Origin of the sequence: Weissella paramesenteroides (assembly GCF_051903945.1) — a bacterium.
Lineage (GTDB): Bacteria > Bacillota > Bacilli > Lactobacillales > Lactobacillaceae > Weissella > Weissella paramesenteroides_A.
Window position 1 is genome coordinate 1 of sequence record NZ_CP192271.1, and the last position, 17,671, is coordinate 17,671.

General features: G+C 36.0%; 21 protein-coding genes. 15 read left to right on the plus strand and 6 right to left on the minus strand.

Annotated elements, in window-relative coordinates; all coding sequences use genetic code 11:
- The 4 genes from ACQ4QH_RS10635 (at nt 1) to ACQ4QH_RS10650 (ending at nt 3,425) form a co-directional block, all read left to right on the plus strand.
- Complete coding sequence (locus ACQ4QH_RS10635) at nt 1–912, plus strand: GRP family sugar transporter (RefSeq protein WP_216814511.1); 912 nt, start codon at nt 1–3, stop codon at nt 910–912.
- A gap of 145 nt (nt 913–1,057) precedes the next feature.
- Entirely contained in the window at nt 1,058–1,744 is a 687-nt protein-coding gene (gene rpiA / locus ACQ4QH_RS10640) for a ribose-5-phosphate isomerase RpiA (protein ID WP_216814510.1), read from the plus strand.
- A 326-nt stretch (nt 1,745–2,070) separates the two neighbouring features.
- Complete coding sequence (locus tag ACQ4QH_RS10645) at nt 2,071–2,556, plus strand: transposase (protein ID WP_096740512.1); 486 nt, start codon at nt 2,071–2,073, stop codon at nt 2,554–2,556.
- Between the two features lie 8 nt (nt 2,557–2,564).
- Nucleotides 2,565–3,425, plus strand: a complete 861-nt coding sequence (locus tag ACQ4QH_RS10650; protein ID WP_002829237.1) for an IS3 family transposase — start codon at nt 2,565–2,567, stop codon at nt 3,423–3,425.
- Nucleotides 3,426–4,401: 976 nt separating this feature from the next.
- On the opposite strand, the gene ACQ4QH_RS10655 is transcribed toward ACQ4QH_RS10650, so the two are convergent.
- The gene (locus ACQ4QH_RS10655; protein ID WP_216814509.1) at nt 4,402–4,581 is read right to left on the minus strand and encodes a hypothetical protein; all 180 of its coding nucleotides are present in this window, start codon (nt 4,579–4,581) and stop codon (nt 4,402–4,404) included.
- A gap of 354 nt (nt 4,582–4,935) precedes the next feature.
- Here ACQ4QH_RS10655 and ACQ4QH_RS10660 point away from each other — a divergent pair, with 354 nt between their 5' ends.
- From ACQ4QH_RS10660 to ACQ4QH_RS10670, 3 genes are all read left to right on the plus strand, one after another.
- A complete protein-coding gene (locus ACQ4QH_RS10660; protein ID WP_439819556.1) occupies nt 4,936–6,699 on the plus strand; it encodes a LysM peptidoglycan-binding domain-containing protein in 1,764 nt (587 codons plus the stop codon).
- 156 nt (nt 6,700–6,855) lie between these two features.
- Nucleotides 6,856–7,038 (plus strand): hypothetical protein, encoded by a 183-nt coding sequence (locus ACQ4QH_RS10665; RefSeq protein ID WP_259703985.1) that lies wholly within the window; start codon nt 6,856–6,858, stop codon nt 7,036–7,038.
- A 113-nt stretch (nt 7,039–7,151) separates the two neighbouring features.
- Nucleotides 7,152–7,742 carry a site-specific integrase gene (locus tag ACQ4QH_RS10670; protein WP_439819557.1) on the plus strand — a complete coding sequence of 197 codons (591 nt, stop codon included), beginning with the start codon at nt 7,152–7,154 and terminating at the stop codon, nt 7,740–7,742.
- On the opposite strand, the gene ACQ4QH_RS10675 is transcribed toward ACQ4QH_RS10670, so the two are convergent.
- Nucleotides 7,739–8,758: a hypothetical protein gene (locus ACQ4QH_RS10675; protein ID WP_259703987.1), complete on the minus strand. Its 1,020-nt coding sequence runs from the start codon at nt 8,756–8,758 to the stop codon at nt 7,739–7,741. The two genes, ACQ4QH_RS10670 and ACQ4QH_RS10675, sit on opposite strands and share 4 nt — an antisense overlap.
- A 118-nt stretch (nt 8,759–8,876) precedes the next feature.
- On the opposite strand from ACQ4QH_RS10675, the gene ACQ4QH_RS10680 reads away from it, so the two are divergent.
- The 5 genes from ACQ4QH_RS10680 to ACQ4QH_RS10700 all read left to right on the plus strand — a co-directional run bounded on the left by ACQ4QH_RS10680 (nt 8,877) and on the right by ACQ4QH_RS10700 (nt 12,267).
- The gene (locus ACQ4QH_RS10680; RefSeq protein WP_259703988.1) at nt 8,877–9,119 is read left to right on the plus strand and encodes a type II toxin-antitoxin system RelB/DinJ family antitoxin; all 243 of its coding nucleotides are present in this window, start codon (nt 8,877–8,879) and stop codon (nt 9,117–9,119) included.
- Nucleotides 9,112–9,393, plus strand: coding sequence for a type II toxin-antitoxin system YafQ family toxin (locus ACQ4QH_RS10685; protein ID WP_259703989.1), 282 nt, complete (start codon nt 9,112–9,114; stop codon nt 9,391–9,393). Before ACQ4QH_RS10680 ends, ACQ4QH_RS10685 begins: the two co-directional genes overlap by 8 nt.
- A gap of 509 nt (nt 9,394–9,902) precedes the next feature.
- Nucleotides 9,903–10,226 (plus strand): MobC family plasmid mobilization relaxosome protein, encoded by a 324-nt coding sequence (locus ACQ4QH_RS10690; RefSeq protein ID WP_259703990.1) that lies wholly within the window; start codon nt 9,903–9,905, stop codon nt 10,224–10,226.
- Nucleotides 10,205–11,605 carry a relaxase/mobilization nuclease domain-containing protein gene (locus tag ACQ4QH_RS10695; RefSeq protein ID WP_259703991.1) on the plus strand — a complete coding sequence of 467 codons (1,401 nt, stop codon included), beginning with the start codon at nt 10,205–10,207 and terminating at the stop codon, nt 11,603–11,605. Before ACQ4QH_RS10690 ends, ACQ4QH_RS10695 begins: the two co-directional genes overlap by 22 nt.
- Nucleotides 11,602–12,267, plus strand: a complete 666-nt coding sequence (locus ACQ4QH_RS10700) for a hypothetical protein (RefSeq protein ID WP_259703992.1) — start codon at nt 11,602–11,604, stop codon at nt 12,265–12,267. The genes ACQ4QH_RS10695 and ACQ4QH_RS10700 overlap by 4 nt, the downstream gene beginning before the upstream one ends.
- Nucleotides 12,268–12,368: 101 nt before the next feature.
- Here the strand turns inward: ACQ4QH_RS10700 and ACQ4QH_RS10705 are convergent, their stop codons facing one another.
- From ACQ4QH_RS10705 to ACQ4QH_RS10720, 4 genes are all read right to left on the minus strand, one after another.
- Nucleotides 12,369–12,791, minus strand: a complete 423-nt coding sequence (locus ACQ4QH_RS10705; protein WP_216814518.1) for a replication initiation protein — start codon at nt 12,789–12,791, stop codon at nt 12,369–12,371.
- A gap of 117 nt (nt 12,792–12,908) precedes the next feature.
- Entirely contained in the window at nt 12,909–13,265 is a 357-nt protein-coding gene (locus ACQ4QH_RS10710; protein WP_216814517.1) for a type II toxin-antitoxin system PemK/MazF family toxin, read from the minus strand.
- Nucleotides 13,240–13,485 (minus strand): AbrB family transcriptional regulator, encoded by a 246-nt coding sequence (locus ACQ4QH_RS10715; protein ID WP_216814516.1) that lies wholly within the window; start codon nt 13,483–13,485, stop codon nt 13,240–13,242. Before ACQ4QH_RS10715 ends, ACQ4QH_RS10710 begins: the two co-directional genes overlap by 26 nt.
- A 124-nt stretch (nt 13,486–13,609) precedes the next feature.
- Nucleotides 13,610–13,750: a hypothetical protein gene (locus tag ACQ4QH_RS10720; RefSeq protein ID WP_216814515.1), complete on the minus strand. Its 141-nt coding sequence runs from the start codon at nt 13,748–13,750 to the stop codon at nt 13,610–13,612.
- Between the two features lie 1,453 nt (nt 13,751–15,203).
- On the opposite strand from ACQ4QH_RS10720, the gene ACQ4QH_RS10725 reads away from it, so the two are divergent.
- From ACQ4QH_RS10725 to rbsD, 3 genes are all read left to right on the plus strand, one after another.
- Nucleotides 15,204–15,998 (plus strand): hypothetical protein, encoded by a 795-nt coding sequence (locus ACQ4QH_RS10725; RefSeq protein ID WP_216814514.1) that lies wholly within the window; start codon nt 15,204–15,206, stop codon nt 15,996–15,998.
- 283 nt (nt 15,999–16,281) lie between these two features.
- Nucleotides 16,282–17,220: a ribokinase gene (rbsK, locus tag ACQ4QH_RS10730; RefSeq protein WP_216814513.1), complete on the plus strand. Its 939-nt coding sequence runs from the start codon at nt 16,282–16,284 to the stop codon at nt 17,218–17,220.
- Between the two features lie 17 nt (nt 17,221–17,237).
- Nucleotides 17,238–17,660 (plus strand): D-ribose pyranase, encoded by a 423-nt coding sequence (gene rbsD / locus ACQ4QH_RS10735; protein ID WP_216814512.1) that lies wholly within the window; start codon nt 17,238–17,240, stop codon nt 17,658–17,660.
- Nucleotides 17,661–17,671: the final 11 nt, after the last annotated feature.

Genomic DNA, 17,671 nt, shown 5'->3' on the forward strand with positions numbered 1-17,671 from the left:
GTGAATTTAGTTGGATTATTCTTTTCGTTGCTAGCTATTATTGGGTGGAGTGCCTATCCAACTTTAGTTTCTAAGTTTGGTGGTAATTCTATCCAAGGAATTTTTGGAGCAACTTGGGGAACATTGATTGTTGCTACACTTCTATTACTCATTCGTGGATTAAGTATTCCAACAGGTGCGGATTTTTGGCTTTCAGTTGCATCAGGAGCATCATGGGCATTCGCTAATGTTTTGACTATTGCTGCTTTTGGATTAAAAGATTCAGCTGGAAATATTCTTGGTTCATCAAAGGCAATGCCAATATCGACTGCTTTTCAAATATCGGCCAATGTTCTTTGGGGTGTTATCATGCTTGGAAATTGGCCAAGTGGGACAGCCAAAGTTCTGGGATTCTTAGCGGTTATTGTTATTTTGATTGGTGCTTATCTAACTACCTATCAAGAGACTAAGACAGAAGGAAACAATGCACTATTGATAAAAGCAGTTGGTATTTTACTGATTGCTCAAATTGGTTATTCATTGTATGGAATTTTGCCACAGTATACTTCAAACGGCGTAGATGGTATGCACATGTTTTTGCCACAGGCAATCGGTATGGCTGCATTTGGACTATTATTAGGATTCTTTGATTTATTAAAGAATCATCACAATATTTTTGTCGACAATATCACATATAAGCAACTCATTTCAGGATTCTTCTTTGCTATAGCTGCTTTAGGCTACTTAGTTTCTGCACAGCCTGAAATGTTGGGATTAGCTACGGGTTTTGTTTTATCACAGGTTTCAATCGTTGGTGCCACTGTATCGGGAATAATTGTTATGAAACAAGTTAAGACAAAGAAGGAATGGTTAGTGATTGGTGTTGGCCTTGTGCTAATTCTATTGGCAGCGGCAGTTACTTCATTCTTATAGTTAAATAGTATGCATGTATTACTACTGGAATTTTACTGTCCAGATTAATAACAAATGGTCAAGAAAGTAGTAGTTTCTACAGGTTTTCTTGACCATTTTTGAGTATTTGCCAAAAAGAATAATCATTGAAAAAAAGGTTTTGAAAATGAAAAATATAGGAAAAATTTCAGCAGCAACAGCAGCATTGGATTTTGTATCTGATAACATGATAGTTGGTTTAGGTAGTGGAAGTACTGCACGTATATTTATTGAAAAATTAGCAAATCGTGTAAAAACCGAAAAATTGAACATAACATGTGTTGCTACGTCTATTTCGTCTCAGGAATTAGGAATTGAAAATGGATTGAATGTTGTTGATTTAGACAGTGTAGATAAAATAGATGTCACTATAGATGGTGCTGATGAAGTTGATAAAAACTTAAACGGAATAAAGGGTGGTGGTGCAGCTTTATTTTATGAAAAAATAGTTGCAAAAGCATCAGAAAAGAACATTTGGATTGTCGACCCGTCAAAACAAAGTGAAAAATTAGGTGCATTTAAATTACCAATCGAAGTACTACCTCTAGGTAGCGCACATGTTTTTCGTTATCTTGATAGTGAATTAAATCTGGACCCAACTTATAGAAAAAATAAAGATGGCTCGTTATTAACTACGGATTCAGGAAATTATATTATTGATGTTGATATTTCAAATGTTTCCAATATTGATGGATTATCAACACAATTGATAGAGCATGTTGGTATAATTGAGCATGGTTTGTTTTTAAATATTTGTGATACCTTAATTATAGGAAATAATCCTGTAGAAATTAAGACTCGTAAAGTCTACTAATTCAAAATCCATAAAATCAGTCAAAGATATAGTAGTCCTAATTTCCACTAGGAACATTCAATAACTACAAATTGTTTTAATTCAGATTTAAAACAGCCGAAAAAGCAAAAAAGAGAACAAACTATGCAACGATAATTTATAACGAAAAGTGCCTAATATTTTAGGCGCTTTTTTATTATATAGGCGCATTCTATGGGCAATTCAGGCGATTAAGTGGGCAAGTGTACCTGAAATAAACAATCAGTGAACATAAAAAAGCCCTTACCATTTCTGATAATGAACTGAACCCCATGAGTTGGAGTAAATCTAACTCATGGGGTTTTCTTATGTTCTCGAAAGAAATTCAAATTGAAGCAGTATCGATGTATCTCAAAGGTGTTCCGCCCGTTGAAATACGGAGAAAATTCGGAATCAAAGCTCATTCGACTCTTGAAATCTGGGTGAAATCAATCAAACAGGATGGTATTTATGGAATCAAAGATTCCCACAGAAACAAGACAAGTTATCCGTATTCCTTTAAAATCAAGGTAATTAATTGGCGACTGAATCACAACGCGTCGTATCCCATAACGGCTAGAAAGTTTAGGATAACAAGTCCATCTTTAATTTGGCATTGGGAACGTGCGCTAGAGTCTGGTCGGCTAAAACCTGATAAACGAAGGCGGAAACGAACTATGAATAAGCAAGAACACGACAAGATCAAGAAGCTCGAAGAAGAGAATGAACTACTTCGAATTAAGGTAGCCTACTTGGAAAAACTCGAGGCCTTAGCTCAGGAAAAGAAGAAATTACAAACCAAGACAAAGCGGTAGTAATCACTGTGCTAAGGCAAGAGTTGAAGTGCAAGTTGAAGCTGCTTCTTCAAGTAGCCGAGATGTCTAGCAGTAGTTATCATGACGCGTGCAAGCGTGCGTACAAGGAGTATCCACGTGAGTTAATTGATGCGATTATATCAATTCGTGATGACAACCCGGACTACGGTTACCGTCGTGTCACACAAGAGCTTCGTAATCGTGGCTTCAACACCAACCATAAGGTTGTGCTGAAAATTATGAAGATGAACGGGCTTCTCTGTACTGCTTTCAACCGTCTGACACGGAAGTACAATTCTTACGCCGGCACTGTCGGACATATCTCACCGAATCGTGTAAACCGTCGGTTCACAACGGATCGACCATATCAGAAGGTTCTCACCGACGTCACTGAAGTCCGTTGGGGATCAGGCACGATGGCTGAACGTGCTTATTTCACCGCCTATATTGATGTTTATAGTGGTGAGATTCTCACTTGGAATATCGATCTTCATCCAACTGTCGAGTTCGTCACAAAGCCATTAGATGAGCTTCTACAAAATAGGCCAGAATTGAATTATCGAATGACAATTCACTCTGACCAAGGTTTCCAATATCAAAATTATGAGTATGTATCACGGCTAAAGACTAACCGTGTGTTCCAGAGCATGAGTCGCAAAGCGACATGCCTAGATAACGCAATGGCTGAGAGTATCTTCCACATCTTGAAGGTAGGAACGGTACATAACAACCATTATCAAAGTTATGACGAATTAAAGTCCGGCATAACTAACTATGTCTATTACTACAACAATAAGCGGATAAAAACAAAACTGGCCGGAAGAACTCCGGTTCAATACCGAAATCTTTCCGACCAGTTAGCCGCTTAAACGTCACTCCAATTTTTGGGGTTCAGTTCATAAAGGACTACTTTTATATTTACTTCATTGAGTTGAAGGCGTGGATATGCGTTTAAACGGTATCTAGGACAATTTACGGAGCTTAATAGGTTCTTATCAGATAGAAATATCAAAACGTAGGTATACGGTTTCAGATACGTTAAAAATAAGAATTGTGTAAACTAACCTTGTAAATCGACGGTGCGAGAACGTGACGATCGTTGCATGTGAAATTCAGTTTTTATTTATAGTAAGACTATGGGTAAACTGTATTCTCTAATGGCTCAAAGCATTCTAAGCGTTGTTTGCGGTTAGTTGTCAAGCATTTAGTTACAGTTACCTGTACTTAAAATGAAATAATAACTAACAAAAATCAGGCGGACCTTATAAATAAGGAATACCTGCTTTTTTAAATAGTAGAAACCGTGGACGTTGCCCACGCCCACAAGCTGAAACAGCTTGACCTTAGTCATGAGCCGAGTCCCCCCACTCAAATTCATCTATCTTACTTAAAGTAAGATAGATGAAATAACCATTAGTATTCACACCAGAAACCCCAATACAAAAAATTAAAAACTTTTGAAACTAGTTATAATTGTAATGACAGTTATAACATGATAGAAGCAGAAATACTTTGGGAGAATGAATATGGGGCAAACACTAATGATGAAGATACAGTATACAACAAAGGCCACAACTTATAAGTTGTGACCTTATGTGTCCCGATTGTCAATCAGTCTTTCATCAAGTTTATTGGCAAGATAAATTAACCTACAAGTGTGGGGGCAAATATGAGCAATAGTATAATTATAGCTAATACGCTACTTGCGTCAAAAAATATCATGCCCCACTCGTATTTATTTGGACGGTGTTTTATTAAATGCTCTCTCACTATGTTTATTAAACTGTTTGCCGTTGCGCTAATTACTAACCCAAAGAGAAATAATATTATTATTTTCAATATTTCTCACTCCTTTTTAGTCTCCTTTTTTCGTAAATCAACATAGGGTTCTGCTTTATCAATCGTCCAGTTTCTACCAATTTTTTTTGCTGTCTTAAAGCCCCCACATAAAACTTTTTGTCTTACTGTATCAGCAGTTACACTATGTAATTCAGCATATTCTTTTAAACTAATTAGGTCTGTCATTGCATACCCTCACGTCCTTAATTATTATTGTTTATTACACTCATTATAATGCTACTATAACGTAGTAAAATAAATAGAAAAGTATTTGTTTTAAGTGAGAATGCAGTCAGGTGCTAAGCGTGGAGTTTTTTTGTGGGTTTTAAAAAAATACTACCCGTTCTTGACGGAATGAAACGACACTCTGAAACGGCTGAAATCTGGTTCAGCCTTGTGGGTGTGGACATCGCTCATATCTCCCAAAATTTATAAAAAATTCATATTTTTAAGTATATAAAGATAATATACTTTTCATTATGCGCTATAATTTTTAAGGATAACTTATGTTTTATATATTAATAGAGGAGACAGAGTAATATGTCCAAGACTACGGGAAGTAAATTATTTAAAAGTGGCAAGTTTATGATGACAGCAATGGCTACTGCTTCATTATTAGCAACACCTATTTTGACAACAGTTAATGCTCAAAACGCAGGCTCACATAACAATCAAACGATTGTAGCAGTTGATACTAACCATGCGCCTGAAACATGGGTGGCAAATGACGCAGATACAATCAACACTAATATGGCTACACAAGGAATTTCTTCACTTAAGCAATTAGGCTCGTATAAGGTTGTTTGGGGTGATACATTATCAATGATTGCTGAACACTTTAATACAACTGTGGCAGCTATTGCTAAAGAATATAACATTCAAAATCCTGATTTAATAATCACAGGAGTTACTATTTCAGACCAACAAAAAGTTTTGTCTGGAATTATTAATTCAACAACCATCCAAGATTCAACCGGTGTTTTAAATAGTCCTATACATAATAATGTGGTTTCATCATCTAGTGTAATAAACAGTACTAATACGCCAGTTTCAGATGCTAGCTCAACAGGTTCAGAAGTCCTAGCTTCAAATGCTAGCTCAGCAAGTTCAGAAGTCCTAGCTTCAAATGCTAGCTCAACAAGTTCAGAAGTCCTAGCTTCAAATGCTAGCTCAACAAGTTCAGAAGCCCCAGCTTCAAATGCTAGCTCAGCAAGTTCAGAAGCCCCAGCTTCAAATGCTAGCTCAGCAAGTTCAGAAGCCCCAGCTTCAAATGCTAGCTCAGCAAGTTCAGAAGCCCCAGCTTCAAATGCTAGCTCAGCAAGTTCAGAAGCCCCAGCTTCAAATGCTAGCTCAGCAAGTTCAGAAGCCCCAGCTTCAAATGCTAGCTCAGCAAGTTCAGAAGCCCCAGCTTCAAATGCTAGCTCAGCAAGTTCAGAAGCCCCAGCTTCAAATGCTAGCTCAACAAGTTCAGAAGCCCCAGCTTCAAATGCTAGCTCAGCAAGTTCAGAAGCCCCAGCTTCAAATGCTAGCTCAGCAAGTTCAGAAGCCCCAGCTTCAAATGCTAGCTCAGCAAGTTCAGAAGCCCCAGCTTCAAATGCTAGCTCAGCAAGTTCAGAAGCCCCAGCTTCAAACGCTGGTCAACCAACAGGACCAGCTAAACCAGTACAGCCTGGTGATGGTGATGATACACACCATGTCGTTCCTGGTGCAATTCACTTTGATAAAGCACACGGTTTCTGGGTAGATGATTATGGAAATCAAATAGATCCTGATGACCCATGGCATATTATTCAAACTGCTGACCAAATTGCTGAAAATGACGCTTTACAAGCTTCAGAAGCCGCTGCAGCTTCAGAGGCCGCTGCTGACGAAGCTGCTGCTGACAAGGCCGCTGCTGACAAGGCTGCCGCTGACAAGGCCGCTGCTGACAAGGCCGCTGCTGACAAGGCTGCCGCTGACAAGGCTGCCGCTGACAAGGCCGCTGTAATTGACGGGGAATTATTTGCGTATAGTCAAATCACAATTAACAACTACTCTCGACAAGTTTCTGTTTCATTGACAAATACTGACACACGTACCATGACAGTAACTCGGGTTCAAATTAATGATGGTTCCCTTTGGTCTGCTGATTTTTCTAAAGATAAATTAGAATCATCCGGAATTACAACGATGTTAAATACTGGAAATGTGTTTAACATGTCTGCTAGTAGTCGAGTTGGTTGGGATTTGACTAATTTGAATGTCATTGTGACAGTGCAATTGCCAAATGGCCAAACAAAAGATTTCAAAACACAAGTTAAGTAACGTGTTGAAAACTAAAAAGGGTCTATAATATACTTATCGCCCCTCTAAAACCTTATTAAAACAGCCCCTGTTATCTAAACAATAGATAATAGGGGCTGTTTTTTTGTTAAATGATATAATAGACGCTATATTAACATCAATAATTGGAGGAATATCATGTTTAAAAACATCAAAGCAATTATAAGCGGAATATGTGCCTTTCTAATTGCTGAATGGCTATACCATGTACTATCTCAAGATCCTAATATCAATATTTGGGTAGCCAGACTTTTGCCTATCCCGATAATTTTTATTCTCTTCTTTTCGATTGAATGGTTAATCGAAAAACTGGCAAAGTAACCTTTATCCATTTGATTTATAAATACGTCTGAAACCCTTGGTACAAGCGGATTAGCACAAATGAAAGCTCGACGAAATGATGGTTATTAATTGTAGAAAGGTATATATGTTTTATGGTTCAACAAATTGTCCTACCTATCAAGGACTCCAACGTCTTAAAAATGGTACAAGATACTTTACTAGATAGTTTTCGGGCGGGGCGGCGTAACTACACCATCTTTCAAGTTGGAAAAGCTACCCTACTACGGGTGAGTGATGTCATGACGTTGAAGAAATCAGACGTCTACAATCCTGATGGTTCGGTCAAAAATACAGCCTTTATTCACGATAAAAAGACAGGTAAGGCGAATACATTGTATCTAAAGCCTGTTCAACAAGACTTGTTACAGTATCATGATTGGCTGGTCCAAGAAAACATCAATTCGGATTGGTTATTTCCCTCGACAGCCCATCACGATCGCCATATCACTGAGAAACAGTTTTATAAGATCATGGCACGCGTTGGTGATCTATTAGGTATAAACTATCTAGGCACACATACGATGCGTAAAACAGGCGCCTATCGCGTTTATACGCAATCAAATTACAATATTGGTTTAGTCATGCACTTGTTAAACCATAGTAGTGAAGCCATGACCTTAGCTTATTTAGGACTGGATCAAGCCAGCACAGAAGCCATGCTAGACAATATCGACTTTGGCTAACTACTTAATCCTCTGTCCCTTGTTAAATTAGCTTTTATGATTTCATTAATGCTCTCTTTATATTTTTCTACATAGTTAAAAAGATCTTCAAAAATTTTTTTAATAGAATACTTCTTCATATTGTCTGTATTAGTTAAAAAAGTAATCTTATCACCTACTATGTCCCCAGTTTGAATATTATGTGCCAACGGATTCCGTACAACATAATGATATGGTATGTTTTTCTCTTCAGGGAAGTCATTAGGGGCAAAACTCTTACGTAATTTCTCTCGACCTGCTTTAGTATGTAACTTATCCTGTATACTTTTGTTAACAAATTTACATAAATTATCATCTTGAATTACAAATGAAGGAATAAAATTTTCAGCCAAAGAAATAACATAACTCTCCACCATGCTAAAAGCTGCTAATATCAAAGCCTTTTTTATAATAGGTTCTGTTGCTAAGTTATATTGTTCTTCTAGATGTCGTATACCTTCAGAGGTAGTTTTAATATCTACCAGTATGTCATGAGCCATATCTACAAAATCATCATAAGGATCATAAGATGATAGTTTCATTGCCTCAGGAAAATTGTCAGATTCTTCTTCATACATTGTTCCTGAAGGTACTCCAGTTTCACTAAACAGATCATAAGCTAATTTCCGTACTTCTTCTTCACTAGGAAGTGTTATAAATTTTTTATTATCAGAATATTCAAATAAACTTTGCAGCTCCTGAGGCAAAGACTGCACTTTACTCTTTATCGATGAATCATAAGGAACCGTCTTTGAATAGTTAAAATCGTCAAGATTGTCTAAAAAAGGTATATCAAATAAGTTCAAAACAAATTCTATATCCTCCATTGAATAATCACTATAATTAGGGAACTCAATGTAATTTTGATACTCAGCACCTTCACTTCCAGTCACTGTTTCAGCCGTTAACCCAAAATAGTCTACTAGCTCATCAATCAAATTTTCAAAAGAAAATTGTTCATTCTCATCAATATGATAATTATTGTATACTCTACTCATAATGGTTTGTTTCCCTTTCTACTACTATGCTTAAAATAAATACAATTCAATTATAACCCATATATCCTGCTTGAATTTAATGGTACCATTTGGTACCATTAAATGGGAGGTGATGCAAATGACCAGTCAAGTACACTTTAGAATGAACGATAAAGAAAAAAGAGATTTTGAAATAGTGCTTAGTCGTGTTGGCTTAACACCCGGAGAAGCGTTTCGCATATTTGCTAAAAAATCAATTGAAGCCGGTGGTATTCCTTTTGAAGTTACTCAACCAACTTCACGATTAGAGGGTGCTATTAAGAGCCAAGACTATATTGAATTTACCAGTCCTGAGGAAGGTTTAAATTGGTTAAATGAATGAATATATTTATAAGCCTACCTTTGAAAGACAATTTAAAAAACATTATAAGACTATTCTAAAGGGTGGTCGTTATAAGAAAGAAGATTTTGAAGTTATCTATCGTAAATTATTGCAAGATAAACCATTAGAGCCGTATTACAATGATCATCCATTGATTAATCGTAAACCAGAACGTAACCTGCATATCAAACCAGATTGGTTATTAATCTATAAATATGATGGTGAATTTGTTCGCTTTATTGATACTGGCTCACATGCTGATCTCTTTAAATAATTTATACTAGAGTATTTTATGATCAGAAAAATACTAAAATAGTGACAAAGACTACATAAGAATTAACAAAAGAACTGGAAGTATCAAAATAAAGCACGCAGTTATGACAAAATATCCGTCATAACTGCGTGCTTTATTTTGATTGATCGGGGTCAAGCGGACGTCTGCTTGGTCTGTCTGACAAGACCCTCAATGGCATTGACCACCGGTAGGTTCTGCATGAAATGCCCCGTCATGGCATGACCCGCCGGCAGTTTATGAGCGCTAAGATAGCTCATAAATTATCAATTTTGCGTGGCAAATTGATAACTTTTTAAGAGGGGTATTGGGGGGACAAAATGCAATTTTGATTTTCCTCGACAATGTGCAAGCTTGCCAATAGAACATGTGGCTAATTTTAGCTCATGATCTTAGATTTTTTATGTGTCTTGCTCTACAATGGAGTTAACAGCTAACCCAGATGTTCGACAAATAACCAGTAAAGTGTTCGACACTTTAGGAGGGACACAATGACTGAAAACAACCGCTTAGCAATTCGTTTAAACGATAAAGAGATGGCAAAAATTGAACAATCAGCTGCCACCTATGGTTTAACCAAAAGCCAATACCTCAAACAAGTTGCCCAAAAGTCATACTTAAGAAAACCTCTTTTTGACAACGCCACACAACAACTAATTGTGCGTGAGTTAGCTCATCAAGGGAACAACCTCAATCAGATTGCAAAATATATCAATGCTAATGCTGCGAATAACATTGATATGGATCGCCTAAATTATAATTTTGAACAGATAGCGAAAGGTTATGAAAAGCTATGGCAACAATTGCAAAAATAAGTGGCACTAATAGTGCCCATGCAGCAATTAGCTATGCCCAAGGAAAAGGGCGAGATAAACTAAAAAATCATACACTGGAATGGTTAGAAACCAACGGGATTGATACCAGTAACATCAATGGCCGAGCAGTTGTTAGTTCAGGAACAAATGGTATTATGCCGAACATGGCTAGTACCCAAATGAAAACAACTCGTTTAGCTTTTAACCAAGACAAACAGCGCAATCAAGCCTTACGTATTATTCAAAGTTTTGATCGTAGTGAATTAGATCCGACCAAGCCTGCTGACTGGCAAACAGCTAATGACATTGGTCAACGTTTAGCAGCAGAACTTTATCCCGACTATCAAGCAGCTATCTATACCCACTTAGATGGTGATAATCATGTTTTACACAATCACATTATCATTTCCAAAGTCAATTTAGAAACTGGGAAAAAGCTACGCCAACAACGAGGCGAGGCCGTTAAAACAGCCCGTGCCAAAAACGATGAAATTGCCCAAGAAATGGGCTGGCACATTTTAGAAGCGCCCAAAGAATCTGTTAATTATGCTGAACAAACATTTGAAGAAAAGACCGGCTTCTCATGGCGCAAAGCGATTAAAACACACATAGATGAAACCATGAATAACCCAGCCGTCACTAACTGGGAACAGTTTACAGCAGCCTTACAAGTACACCAAATTACCCCTAATTTACGTGGTAAAAATGTCACGTTTGTCATTAATACTAAGGATGGTGAACACCGTGTTCGTGGCAATAAACTTGGCACAGATTATGAAAAGGAGACCTTAATCAATGGCTTGGAGCGAAAACTTGAATTCAATGAACGACATGAACAAACAATTGAGCAATCAAATACAGAAATTAACCAAGGCACTGCAAACAGCCAACAACGACAACGCACTGTTAATAGCAGAGAATCAAAAATTACAGCATTCTCTCACCAAATTGAGCAATTTACAAACCAGTTACGAACAACAATTGACAGATTTAAACAACTCGGCAAACAACTACAAACAACAGCTAGACGAGTTACAGAATTCATTAAATCAAAAACACACCCACAATTAAATACTCCTACACAACTGCAAAATAAACAAACACTCCCAGCGGAATCGGCAACAAAACCTGATAAAAAGCCCACAAAAGAATTTAATTTAAATACTGATAAAAGCCCTGATGAACTAATCGCCATCTTTAAAAACTTTAATCAAAAAATTGACCAAGAGAATGCGCAAAAAGAGCATGAAAAAGAGCTTGCCAATAAACAAGCTCAAGCAGCTAAAAATCGCCAAAACAAGGAATTAATGGCCAAGCGTATAAGAGAAAGAGAAAAGGAACAACAACAAAACCATGGTATGGGAGGTCCAACTCGATGACAAAAATAACTGATACTGAGACCGACAAGCTACTAAATGAAATACTCATCGCTACACAAAAAGGTATACAAAGTGGAAAAATAAGTGTTTCTGACATGCCAGAAACAAAACACATGTTGCAATTAACAATATATGAATACTTAGCTGAACAACAAAAAACAACAAAAAACGAACTCATTAAGCAATACCAACAAACCGTTGCGCAAACTCTCGAAAATTTAACGAAAGAAAACACTAATGATTTTGACCAAATGAAACAACATAACCACCAATTACAAGCAGAAAATCAAAAAGTCGAACATCAGATTTTTAAAAAGCAACAACAACTAGAAACGATGCAAAAACAAGTTGAAAAAAACATTAAAGATGATCATGCCGCAGGCACGATTAAATTTATTGGTGAAATAATTTTAAGTCTAACGTCCTTATTCATATTAATTTTTATCGGAACCATGTTTTGGAAAAATGGTTTAGCAAGTATTTGGCATTGGATCAACATTAGTGGTTTAAGTTGGCTGTCAACATTTAAAGTAATTGGTGGCACCCTATTAAGTGCCTTGGTTATCGGCTTAGGCATTACATTAGGTCTATTTCCATACTTCATTGTTGATTGGTTAAAAAATAAACATGAAGAACGTCACAACCGATATAATCACTACTAAAAGAACCGTGAGTAGCTGCTCACGGTTCTAAAACAATTATTGCTTAATATATCAGACAAAATAATCTTTTATCAGTTAGCAAACTTAAAACAATAACCTATTTATTTACCAAACAAGCTTCGCCAAAATCCCTTTTTTTCAGGAACTTCTTCTTTATTTGCTGATTCTAGCAATAAAATTTTTTCTTGTTTTTCTTCTAACTGTAACTGTGTTTTTAATTGCAATTGTTGTGCCTGATCAACTAATTTTTGTGCTTGCTTTAACTGCTCATGCAATTCTTTAATTTGCTGATCTTTGACTGTTAACTGCTCACTTAACACTGTCCAATCCTGTTCATTTTCGTGTTCATTATGTTCAGAATGGTGTTCACTAGTCTGAACACCATTCAAAATATCAATTTGTTCATCTGTATAGGTACCGGTCAACTCAATAGCAGCATCTTTCGCCCGTTTATAGAGGGTTGTCCTCGATATACCCAATGAAGTTGCTAATTCTTTCACAGAAGCGAATGAGTGTTCAGTCATCTGTTCATTTGTCCAATCTTTTTGTTAATTTGTCCATTTATAAATGAACACTTAAATGTTTATAAAATTATCGCATTTATCCGTCAATAGATCCTTAACCAACTGTTGCATTTCTCATCACAAAAAATGAGTTACCAGTGTTTTTAAATAATTAAGTTGCTTATCACTAACATCATAACCCATATACTTCGCATTTCTTGCAATCATGTCATAGCCTAACAATTGCGTCAAAATTATTTTAGATGGTTTTTTAAGGTCAACTGGTAATAAGTAGCGACTATCCTTCTTAGTTGAAGTTATTGGAAAGACAATAGACATACCCGTCCGATTATAGTGATCGTTAGAAACCACGACAACTGGACGTTTAATGTTACCTGTTTGTAAATTATGACCACCTTCTTCACGACCAGCATGTGGTTCCGCGTCAATCCAATAAATCCCACCTTGCTTAATACGTAACGTTTTCTCGACCATAATTTACTCCATCATCTTGCATACCTATCTCTGCATTAAACGCCTTAATAGCTTCAGGATCATCATTCCAAATTTCAGGAAAATCCTCTTGCACCGGAATAAATTGAATCGTACCATCCGTTAACATTTTTGGTTCGTACTTAACATTCTCTGATACCCCAAATTCGGCAGGAATCGTAATAATCATTGAAGTGCCTTGCTTACGTGATTTAACAGCCATACGTCTAACCTCCTTTAATAACCACTATATGAATATGTATAATTATATTAAATAATCAAAAAGTTTACAATAATTGAACACTAAAAACCTAGCAACCTGTTAGCCATTAACAAGTTACTAGCTCTTACTTTTTCAAGCGCAATTTCCGCAAAAATTCCCAGATAGACACCACACCAACCGACAAAAAACCGACAATCTCAGACAACCACGTCTGCTCCCAAAGTTGTTTAACAAATTGTCCCAATTTATAACGAAACTTTCGCATGAAATACCACCAACCTTTAAAAAAATAAACCAGTACTTGATCAAACGAGACCCGTCCTTAAGCCCCACGCCCCCAGAATAACATACTCAGCTATCAGTTAATCGTTATGACCAGCTCGCAAAGCTCTCTCTCGACACTCCACCAACTTCCCCTAAATGGGGCAATTGGTGAAATTCATTATGTGCATCTCATAACGACTGACTTTCGTCACAGTAGATTATGTGCAAACTATCCCTTACAACCCATTTGCTTGTGTTTTGACGTTGTTTAATAACCAAGCATGCCCGATTACCCGACACATGCTTTAAAATGATCGCTCAATGCGTTTGAGCAACACGACTTTTGTTATTTGGTAACTGTTTAACCCGTTACACAAGACTAGGACTACTGACTTCGACTCATTACTGAATCAGTTTTTCCGCAGGCTTTATGTCTTCATTACGGCGCAACCCGTAACCGGACTCTAACTAGCTATTCCATGCCTGGACTAATTATGATCTCTTCTCCATTTCGCTCTTTATACTGTCCATGGAGCATACAGTAAGGGTCTTCACTTGCCGTCCTAGTTCCCGCCTAGGCTTCTTTTTAGCTGCGTGAGTGATACGCTGGTTGGATAACGGGCAACACTAATTCCCGGCAAAGAAAAAGACTTTGTGGCTCTCTCATCAAGATCCACAAAGTCCGTTGTAATCGTCTTTGTCGGGTTTCCCCGTATACTTTTTGTGTTCATATCGTGTTCATTTGAGTTTACACTGTGTCCAGATATGGTATACTTTAAAGTATAAATCTTGATGTGGTCTCGCACATCAAGTCACACCAAGTGGGCCGGCAAGCCCGACAAGGTATTACTAATAAAAAGCACTCTCCAAGAACGCCAATTCTTGGGGCTTTTTTTTGCATTCATATTTAATTTATGTTTTTAGTTTACCATAGCAATCCCCTTCATGAAACAATTAATTCATAATACGCATGTATTATAGTGAATTTGCTATACTTAAAAATAAAATGATATTTATTTTTGGATATTAATTATAGTAGATATGGTAAGGTATACGATATTAATTATAGTAGATATGGTAAGGTATACTTTGATTACTATACGTTTAGTGAAGATTATCCTGAATTATGCAATCTAGCTAAAAGTATCTAGTGATATTAATTCTTATTATGATGTGGCTATTATTTATGGAGAAATGAAAAACGACAACATAAATAGTGGTACCCGATATAATGATGTTTGTCGTCGTTTGGACGAGAAAATTGAAAATTTGTTCAAAAGCCTTAGTGATTACATAAGTGAGCATAGAAAATAACTTAAAAAAAGACGACACAAATTTAATTTAATAATCTTGATTACAGGCACAAACGTTTTTATTATCGACGTTTTTTTCTCTATTCCTTATATGTTATATGAACAGTAATAATTAAAATTGCATTGAAAGGAAGAAACTACATGGGTAAAGCTCATCCTGGTATTTGTTGCGTATGTGGTAAAAGCGGAAACCTGACGTTTGAACACATACCACCACAAAAAACAAATAATACCCACCAAATAAAGAAAATTATTGATCCTATTGCCTTTTTTGAGGACGAAAAAGAATTTAACGAAAAAATTAAAGAGGTTAAATTCAAACTTGGTAATCAAAAAGGTATGGGTGACTTTACTCTTTGCAGTCATTGTAATAATTACTTTGGTGGTCAGTATGCTAATGAATTTATTCCTTTTTATAATGAGTTGGCTGATTTCTTTAAAAGAAACTACTATGAAATTATCAATAGAAGTAATGCGGGCTATTTAGATATTAATATACAAGCAAACATAAACTTTTTTCGGTTTCAAAAACAAGTAGTTTCTATGTTAATGTCTACTTCTAAGGGAGTTTACAAGGATTATTTTAAAGATTATTTGTTAGACGCAAAAAATACTAATTTTCCTACAAAAAAATTTAAAATAATTATGAATGGTTATCTTGATTTTAATGTCTTTAGGATGAACGGACAAATGATAGGGGTTAACTTATCAGGTGGATCTGAAATTGTTGGTAGCGAAATTCAAGTTTTTCCGCTAGGTTTTACACTTATTGAGTTAAATGGATCTGAAAAAGAAAAAAATATTAATTCTGGTTTAGATATAACAAACTGGTTTGATGCAAAAGACTGTCAGCAAAAAAAAGAATTTTCCTTGCGAACCTATACCAAGTCTCAACCATTCCCGTATTATATTAGCGGAGTAATACCAACACCTTAACCAAAAGCGCCATAACTTATAAGATTACCTATACTAAATTAACCACCAAACATATTATTCGTTTCAATTATAATAAGTCTTAATTAAAACGTTTTAATTAAAGCGTTTACAATAAACAGATAATAGTATATAATTCTCTTGTTCAGAAAATAACAAATAAAAGTAGCATAAATTACGGGAATATAATAGTTTATTACGTACTTTTTATTTTATTAATTAAAGCGTTTTAATTTTTAAATGGAAATAATTTAAGTATTAAGTTCACAATAATGGGGGAAATATAATGGGAAAAACAATTACAGTTCTAGGATCGACTAATATTGATAAAGTTGTGCCTGTACCAAGATTTGCTAAAAGTGGGGAAACTTTACATACTAACAATCATTTGACCGAAGCAATGGGAGGAAAAGGTCTTAATCAAGGTGTTGCAGTTGCTCGTTCAGGTGTAAGTACCAACATGATTACTAAGGTTGGAATGGAATTTGATATTCAAAAAAATATGAACGTTGAAAATCTTGTAACCGACCATGTTATGCGTTCAGAAATGGAAGAGACTGGTCAAGCATATATCACTGTTTCTGAAGAAACTGGAGATAACACTATTTATATTTATGGTGGTGCCAATGCTGATATGACAGCAGAGGATGTTCGATTGCATGCTGATGCAATTATTGAATCTGATTTTGTGATTGCACAGCTTGAAACACCTATTGAGACGGTTGTAGAAGCTTTTAAAATTGCACACGAAAATGGCGTGAAAACTATATTGAATCCAGCACCAATGCCTGAAGTTGGTGGACTTCCAGAAGAATTGTTGCAATTAACAGATATTATTGCACCAAATGAACATGAAACATATTTGTTAACAAATGTGGAAATTGTTGATAAGGATTCAATGCGGCACAATGCAGTGTATTACTTTAAACGTGGAATTGATACAGTTATCATAACGCTTGGTTCAGAGGGATCATTCTTTATGCGAGATAATGGTGAAACAGCCATCGTTCCAGCCTTTAAAACGAAAGCAGTAGATACAACTGCAGCTGGTGATACATTTATTGGAGCGATGTCAACACGTCTAAATAAGGATTTGAGTAATTTAGAGGAGGCAATGACATATGGATCTGCTGCATCATCAGTTACGGTTTCTCGTGCAGGTGCACAACCAAGTATTCCGTTAGAAAATGAAGTTTTGGCTATCTTAGCAGCACATGACAAATAAAAAAGCGGGGAGTAAAAATGCGTAAAACTAATTTATTAAATACTAATCTATCATCTGCAATTTCAGAAATTGGTCATACACAATGGTTAACTATTGGGGATTCGGGGTTACCAATTGCGAATGATGGACGGAAAATTGATCTTTCAGTAGTACGTGGATTACCTACATTTATTTCAGTATTGGAAGCAACTTTATCTGAAATGAAAGTTCAAAAAGTATTTTTAGCTGAAGAAATCAAAACTGATAATCCAGATCAACAAGCAGCAATTTTGAAATTGCTAGATTCGGATGTAGAAGTGGTATATATTTCACATGATGAGTTAAAAAAGATGAGTCGTGATGAAAATAATATCGCAACAGTACGGACTGGTGAAACAACAGCATTTTCAAATATTGTTTTGGAATCAAATGTTGACTTCATTGGTGAAGCAATTAAATAGGAGATAGATAA

Coding starts and splice junctions, on each gene's coding strand:
- rbsD (WP_216814512.1), top strand. CDS start 17,238: ATGCGTAAAACTAATTTATTAAATACTAATCTATCATCTGCAATTTCA.
- rpiA (WP_216814510.1), top strand. CDS start 1,058: ATGAAAAATATAGGAAAAATTTCAGCAGCAACAGCAGCATTGGATTTT.
- ACQ4QH_RS10670 (WP_439819557.1), top strand. CDS start 7,152: ATGGTTCAACAAATTGTCCTACCTATCAAGGACTCCAACGTCTTAAAA.
- ACQ4QH_RS10680 (WP_259703988.1), top strand. CDS start 8,877: ATGACCAGTCAAGTACACTTTAGAATGAACGATAAAGAAAAAAGAGAT.
- ACQ4QH_RS10705 (WP_216814518.1), bottom strand. CDS start 12,791: ATGACTGAACACTCATTCGCTTCTGTGAAAGAATTAGCAACTTCATTG.
- ACQ4QH_RS10665 (WP_259703985.1), top strand. CDS start 6,856: ATGTTTAAAAACATCAAAGCAATTATAAGCGGAATATGTGCCTTTCTA.
- ACQ4QH_RS10695 (WP_259703991.1), top strand. CDS start 10,205: ATGGCAACAATTGCAAAAATAAGTGGCACTAATAGTGCCCATGCAGCA.
- ACQ4QH_RS10710 (WP_216814517.1), bottom strand. CDS start 13,265: ATGGTCGAGAAAACGTTACGTATTAAGCAAGGTGGGATTTATTGGATT.
- ACQ4QH_RS10685 (WP_259703989.1), top strand. CDS start 9,112: ATGAATGAATATATTTATAAGCCTACCTTTGAAAGACAATTTAAAAAA.
- ACQ4QH_RS10645 (WP_096740512.1), top strand. CDS start 2,071: ATGTTCTCGAAAGAAATTCAAATTGAAGCAGTATCGATGTATCTCAAA.
- ACQ4QH_RS10720 (WP_216814515.1), bottom strand. CDS start 13,750: ATGCGAAAGTTTCGTTATAAATTGGGACAATTTGTTAAACAACTTTGG.
- ACQ4QH_RS10675 (WP_259703987.1), bottom strand. CDS start 8,758: ATGAGTAGAGTATACAATAATTATCATATTGATGAGAATGAACAATTT.
- ACQ4QH_RS10660 (WP_439819556.1), top strand. CDS start 4,936: ATGTCCAAGACTACGGGAAGTAAATTATTTAAAAGTGGCAAGTTTATG.
- ACQ4QH_RS10715 (WP_216814516.1), bottom strand. CDS start 13,485: ATGGCTGTTAAATCACGTAAGCAAGGCACTTCAATGATTATTACGATT.
- ACQ4QH_RS10725 (WP_216814514.1), top strand. CDS start 15,204: ATGGGTAAAGCTCATCCTGGTATTTGTTGCGTATGTGGTAAAAGCGGA.
- ACQ4QH_RS10655 (WP_216814509.1), bottom strand. CDS start 4,581: ATGACAGACCTAATTAGTTTAAAAGAATATGCTGAATTACATAGTGTA.
- ACQ4QH_RS10700 (WP_259703992.1), top strand. CDS start 11,602: ATGACAAAAATAACTGATACTGAGACCGACAAGCTACTAAATGAAATA.
- ACQ4QH_RS10690 (WP_259703990.1), top strand. CDS start 9,903: ATGACTGAAAACAACCGCTTAGCAATTCGTTTAAACGATAAAGAGATG.
- rbsK (WP_216814513.1), top strand. CDS start 16,282: ATGGGAAAAACAATTACAGTTCTAGGATCGACTAATATTGATAAAGTT.